Origin of the sequence: Allocoleopsis sp. (genome assembly GCF_036703385.1) — a bacterium.
In the GTDB taxonomy this organism is placed as follows: domain Bacteria; phylum Cyanobacteriota; class Cyanobacteriia; order Cyanobacteriales; family Coleofasciculaceae; genus Allocoleopsis.
Genome location: NZ_DATNPA010000734.1, coordinates 1 through 5,577, shown reverse-complemented (window position 1 = coordinate 5,577; position 5,577 = coordinate 1). Strand labels below are relative to the sequence as shown.

The following is a 5,577-nucleotide window of genomic DNA, read 5'->3' as shown; positions in this document are numbered from 1 at the left end:
ACTAGCTCGCAAGCGGCTGCATACTGGTTGGTGGTCATACAAAGCCAAACAGCTACCAATAAAGACTGCCACCGAGTTGAAGACCAAGATTCAGTGTCCCGCACCATAGGCTCTAGTTTGAGAGGGATTTTACCGAACGCGATCGCCTCTACCAACCGCTTGGGACTGGGCTTGCCGTTGTAAATATAGTCTTTGCCAAGCAATAAAGCTAAAGCCTCAAAACGCTTCTGAATCTCAGGATCTTCAAAGGTCAACGTATATCGGTAGTTTTTGGTCATCGATTTAGAACATGATCTAAAAAATTTATAGCTAGTATGCATCCAATCATAGTTGACTCCAATAGCATGGTCAACTATGATGAAACATAGTTGGGTATGGAAAGGAAAAACGGCGATAGTCAGTTTATACAGTCGTACTGCCAACTTTGTACGAGAAATCTTGAAAAATTAGACGAAACCAAGGTCGAGTGCGTTGTTGAATAGTTGGCAACGACCTCTATATTCCGCGCATGGATAGCAGCGTGAAGGAAACTGTTGCAATTATTTTTTTGCTTCTTTAAGCGAAAGCTCTCGATCGGTTGTGCGTAAGGAAAAGCACCGAATCACGCCAGCCTGCGTTAAAGCAGAATCGGTAACTTGAAAAACAAGTATTCACCCTTCCAAGTAAAGGGTAAAAGCTCACAAGCTAGCACTAGAGTATATTTCCAAATTCCCAGTAAAACTCATGAGCGTAAATCATGAAAGCTTCAATTATAGGCAACCCAAAGGTTGATGAATTATTCCACTGGAAGAAGGGTGAAGGAATTCCAGGGAGAGACGGTTGTTGCCGAATCAGGATTTATTGCAGGAATGCCAATATACGAGATTCGGAGGAATGGGTAGTAATAGGCTCTGAAGTAAAAGAGAACGAAGGGCAATCTATCACCAATTGCGTAGAATACTTATTTGAAAAAGTCTGCCAGTTCTATCGGATAAAGCTGGAGAAAACAACCTGGATAGAACACTACAATCAAGATTCTTACAAGGATAGGGACAGAGAAGAAGAATACAGTTTAGTCACGCTGTCTGATGGAGGAAGACCGTACTGGAAATATCTAACGAGATCCGAATTGGAATCGTTAATAATCCTCACTCTGCTCACAGACAAAAACTAAAAAACACTCTTCGTAGCAAACCCATGAAACCAGGAGAGAATAGCGATCGCCAGCTCAATGACTGGGCAGAGCAATATCAATCCGAACTCGAAAAACAAGCATCCGACCGGGGTGCAACGGTAGAATCTCTGTTACTTTCAGGGGATTTTAATGCCATCCGAGAATGGCTAGAGCTATGGGAAGAAGAGGATAAAGCCCCAGATTCACTTCGGCAAAAGTACAACGAAACCTACGCCAAATTAAAAAGAAAAATTCTTTCTCGTGGCACGGTAATTGACAATTAAATAAAAGTCAAAAACTGCAAAAAATATAGGAATTGGCTAGATGTGAAATAGTGAACTAGCTGTGAAGAGCAAGACAATCTATTCACAGCTAGCGCTCAAACTGTGTTGAAAATTTCACGTCAGGTATCAACATAGTTATGCCTTTAGAATTGGCTACAGAAACAACAGAAATTAAGACGAGTGTAAAAGTTCTGTCGGGTCACACATCGCCAGAAACATCTTTTCTTCAACCTGATTATCCCTACGGTAGAACGTTGCGATGCAAACGCAAAGTGTGGGTAGAAACAGCCACGAAGGGCAGCGCCAAAGGCAAGATGCGATTTGTGCATCAGACCAGCAATCCGCGCAAAAGCACGGAAAGTTGGAACAAGCCTCACGCCGAACAGTATCGGGATTTCTTATTGATGTATGTCAACCCGGAAAACGGTCACGTCGAAACAGCCGGAGTCGATGTTTATTCAGTTGAAGAAGTCCAAAAGTTCAAAGCGCAATGGTATGCCCTTCTAGACGAAGATCAAAAGGCAAAACTTGACGAAGTGGAGCAGCGGACAGTTGCAATCAATAACTACTGGAGTCGTAGAAGCAGGCTAACAGTGGTTGCCAATGGCTCTCACAAAGTTAAAACCTGTTAACCAGCGCTGACTTTTAGAAATCTGAGCTTCAATAACTGCTCTTTCAAGAAAAAACATAAATTCTCAAGGGTTGAGTCGGAAAACAATCCGTAGCTTAACCCTTGAAATTTACAACGAGTACACTTACCCAATCATTCCAACTCAATATGGACACGACACTTCTAGTCAACCCACACAAGATCCGTTCGTCAGTCAAACGGCTATTTACCGGAAGAGTAACTGAAATTCTAGCCGAGCTATTGCAAAATTCGCAAAGAGCCGGTTCGAGGCAAGTCAATATTACAACAGCCGCCGATGGGACGGAATTCAAATACCAAGATGACGGTCAAGGATTAAAGGGCGTTGAAGGTTTTTACAAATTCTTGAGCCTGGGCGATTCAGGATTTGATGAGTCCGTCATCGAGAATCAAGCGCCAATGGGCATTGGGTTTGGAAGCCTGCTGGCTCATGAATCCGTTACCAAGGTGACGGTAACATCAAATGGGTTGAGCCTTGAAATCGACACGAAAAGATGGTGGGATGAGCAAGAGTACTACCAAACCTGGGAAAGCCGACTAGAGCTGAGTGAGTCCTCACAGGGCTTCTGTCTGGATGTAAAATGCGATCGCAAGGTAATTGACGAGATAAAGAAAGCTCTGCCTGAGAAGGTGTCATCTCGGAAGTACTGGAAAGAAAAAATCAGCAGCTATCCAGCGCTAGGCTACAAAGATGTCCTAGAAATAACCTTGGATGGCATCCAGACTGAAACAGGCCCAATCGATGTTTATCTGGAAGGAAACGAGATCGTCAACTTATGGATTGACGGCAACAAACTGACTATATATAGCCCTGATACCTACCATTGGGATCGCATTCAGCTGGTGAATTGGTACGGACAATTAATAAAGTGCAACGTAGAAAATATCCCGTTTCGCTTCGTATTTGAAGTCAGAAACGGGAGACCAATAAACCCAAAAGCTCCAGTGAGAGAAGGGTTTATCGAAGACAAAGATTTTCTCTCATTTCAGCAGACAATCGAAGATGCACTATTCGCGGAACTCTGTTCGCTAGAGACAATTCATGCCACCCCGGAAAACATAAAGGCGCTGTACAAAACTAACCCAGACAGGGCAAATAATGAATGCCCGTACATTACAGCAGCACCTTGTTTACCGTATGAACCTGGAGAAAATAGCGAGTGGGAAAGCGAGAAAGGAGAAGAAAAGGTATTTTTAAAAGAGAACGCTCCCTTGCTGATTAAACACGAAGTAAGGGTGACAGACCAAGAAAGCTGCTATTACTGCTATTACGGAGTATCTAGTTTTGTCGAAGAAATTAGTCAAAAAGTAGGTACTCCTTATGAGTTAACCTGCGCCTCCACAAAACCAGTCAAACATCTAATCTGGAAGCCAGGTGAAACCATTCCTAATAGAATTGGGTTAAATTGGTTGCGATCGAGAGGAGAGTTCTGTCTCACCGACGAAGAACCTACCGATGAAGCAGAGTGGCATAAAGTTGAAAGGGACGTGTTTGCGTTCTCTTTCCCCAGTAATTGGGACATCGAAGACGTAGAATGGACAATCGGCTGCGAAGATCCGATAAAAGCAATAAGCGAGCTAGGGTATGCAGGTTTTGACCCGGAGAACGACGATCGAGACAGAGATGAGTTAATGTCATCCTACGAAAACTCGATGGATGAGTTGATAGAAAGACTAAGTCCGCCTCCGCCAATTGATTCAATTTCAGGAGATTTAAAGCAAGAATTCCTGGAACACGCCGCTAGAAGATTGAACTGTAAAGTTACAGTCATTTCCAATCTAAGTGTAAAGTTCAACGAGGATGGAAGCCTGGAAATTGCCGGAAACCAATCACTTGAAGCTGGAGAAACAATTCCGTTTTGCCTGTCAGCTCGCGTGTATGAATAAACCTTTGAGAGCAAAGTAAAACTGCCCTTGAGTAGACCGGGAGCTATCCCGGCTATCTTTTTCCTATAGAAGTAGATGTCGAGCAAATGGTAAAAGCGTAATCGTAATCACAGTCGAAGAGTTAAACATCATAGCATCTCTAAACCTCAGAGAAACCGCCTACGCTGAATAAAACATCATATACTTTGGGTATTGTAATCGCTTGAATATTAAGCGATTACAAATGCCCAATTCTTTTCATATCTCATTGGTAAAATTATTAAAAATAGCCAAATAAATACAAGACGAGGGAAATTACAACAATGATAGAAGTTGCTTTGTGCGTAACGTGCCGTCCCGGAGTTCCCGATGAGGCGATCGTGAAAAATATATTTTCCGGGCTTTCTGCCACAGGAGAAAGCGTTGAGGGGAAACTGATACTTACCTCAGTGTTCTCGAAGAAAATCGGAGAATACACGGATACAAAATCAGTCCTCGATCCAGTAACAAATTTTCTTCGCCAAATAGATCGAACAAACCCCAATTGGGTAAAAGATTGGGAAGCGGGTTTTGGGTTATGGAGTCCAGAGGAAAGGAAGTACCAAGAAATGCCATTCCAGTCGATCGCACAAATAAAAAGTGAATTGGAAAGGAAGACTTAGCCAGTGGAAAGCGGGTTTTCACTCATGGGAGGACACATCTACACTCAATACAGATAAGCAAAAAACACAAAGGGCTTCCCTGTGAAGCCCTTTGTAGTAGCTAGTTATTAATGCCAGCGGCTTTCTGGATACGAGGAAGAGCGTACAGCACGCGATCGGCAGCTCACAGCAACACGAGGGGGTTACGGTTCGAGCATTGTCAAATTCCAACCGAGTGTAATTTGAAAAGGGTAGTGCTACGATAAGCCAAAGTCAAAGTGAATGTAAAGCTATGCACTTATAGCTGCGGTAGCATAAGTAATTTGCTCAAGAATCCGAACCCTATTTTGTAATTCCTCAATTCGAGCTAGTGCTAAAAGCAAGCGATCTTCAAGGGATATTGGCTCAGTAGGCGTTGAGCCATATTCTGACGCAACAACCTCCTGGTGAGAGGGTTGTGATTCGGGCTGCAAGGCGATCGCTCAGTTGCCCTTGGAAGAGACTCCAGGGGAACATAGGCTGTACGCCAACTACTATCCTTGTTGTAAGAGATTTCAACTCCTCTTAACCTCCGGTATCGCCATTAATGAGACTAATGAGAGCGATCGAGCACAAGGGGAGGAACAGCCGCCAAAAGTTGGTTAGATGCCTGAACGACTCGCAACGCTGTCTCACAATCCAGTCGTCGGCAGTAAAAGCCGGGGACCCATCGCGGGGAATCACCAGTAACAATGCCAGTTAAAGCAATTAGAGGCTGAACGAGAACATTACCAGATTCACCGTCTTTAGGAAGCTCAAGAATTTCAAGTATCTTGCAGGGAACAGGAAACCAGCCAAGCTGGAGAGTCGCCAGAACAAGATCGTCAGAGGTTAATACGGTGCCATCGGGAAAGGTCAATAGCGATTTTTGAGGTTGTTGAAGACTCTGCATTTCAAAGTATCCTGAATTTTTTTGAGTAGGGTTCAAGACAGCAACAAGCGAGA

The 5,577-nt window shown here is 43.6% G+C and carries 7 protein-coding genes; 5 read left to right on the top strand and 2 right to left on the bottom strand.

The genetic code is table 11. The features are described from left to right. Window positions 1-278, bottom strand: a 278-nt coding sequence (locus tag V6C93_RS34675; protein WP_333481246.1) for a hypothetical protein, incomplete at its 3' end; no start/stop codon positions are given. A 458-nt stretch (window positions 279-736) separates the two neighbouring features. Between V6C93_RS34675 and V6C93_RS34670 the strand changes: the two genes are divergently transcribed. From V6C93_RS34670 to V6C93_RS34650, 5 genes are all read left to right on the top strand, one after another. Next, complete coding sequence (locus tag V6C93_RS34670) at window positions 737-1,153, top strand: hypothetical protein (RefSeq protein WP_333481245.1); 417 nt, start codon at window positions 737-739, stop codon at window positions 1,151-1,153. Window positions 1,154-1,176: 23 nt separating this feature from the next. Beyond that, window positions 1,177-1,437, top strand: coding sequence for a hypothetical protein (locus V6C93_RS34665; protein WP_333481244.1), 261 nt, complete (start codon window positions 1,177-1,179; stop codon window positions 1,435-1,437). A 137-nt stretch (window positions 1,438-1,574) separates the two neighbouring features. Beyond that, the gene (locus V6C93_RS34660) at window positions 1,575-2,069 is read left to right on the top strand and encodes a hypothetical protein (protein ID WP_333481243.1); all 495 of its coding nucleotides are present in this window, start codon (window positions 1,575-1,577) and stop codon (window positions 2,067-2,069) included. Window positions 2,070-2,215: 146 nt separating this feature from the next. After that, the gene (locus V6C93_RS34655; protein WP_333481242.1) at window positions 2,216-3,973 is read left to right on the top strand and encodes a hypothetical protein; all 1,758 of its coding nucleotides are present in this window, start codon (window positions 2,216-2,218) and stop codon (window positions 3,971-3,973) included. Window positions 3,974-4,275: 302 nt separating this feature from the next. After that, the gene (locus V6C93_RS34650) at window positions 4,276-4,614 is read left to right on the top strand and encodes a hypothetical protein (protein ID WP_333481241.1); all 339 of its coding nucleotides are present in this window, start codon (window positions 4,276-4,278) and stop codon (window positions 4,612-4,614) included. 571 nt (window positions 4,615-5,185) lie between these two features. On the opposite strand, the gene V6C93_RS34645 is transcribed toward V6C93_RS34650, so the two are convergent. Next, window positions 5,186-5,577, bottom strand: a 392-nt coding sequence (locus tag V6C93_RS34645) for a hypothetical protein (RefSeq protein WP_333481240.1), incomplete at its 5' end; no start/stop codon positions are given.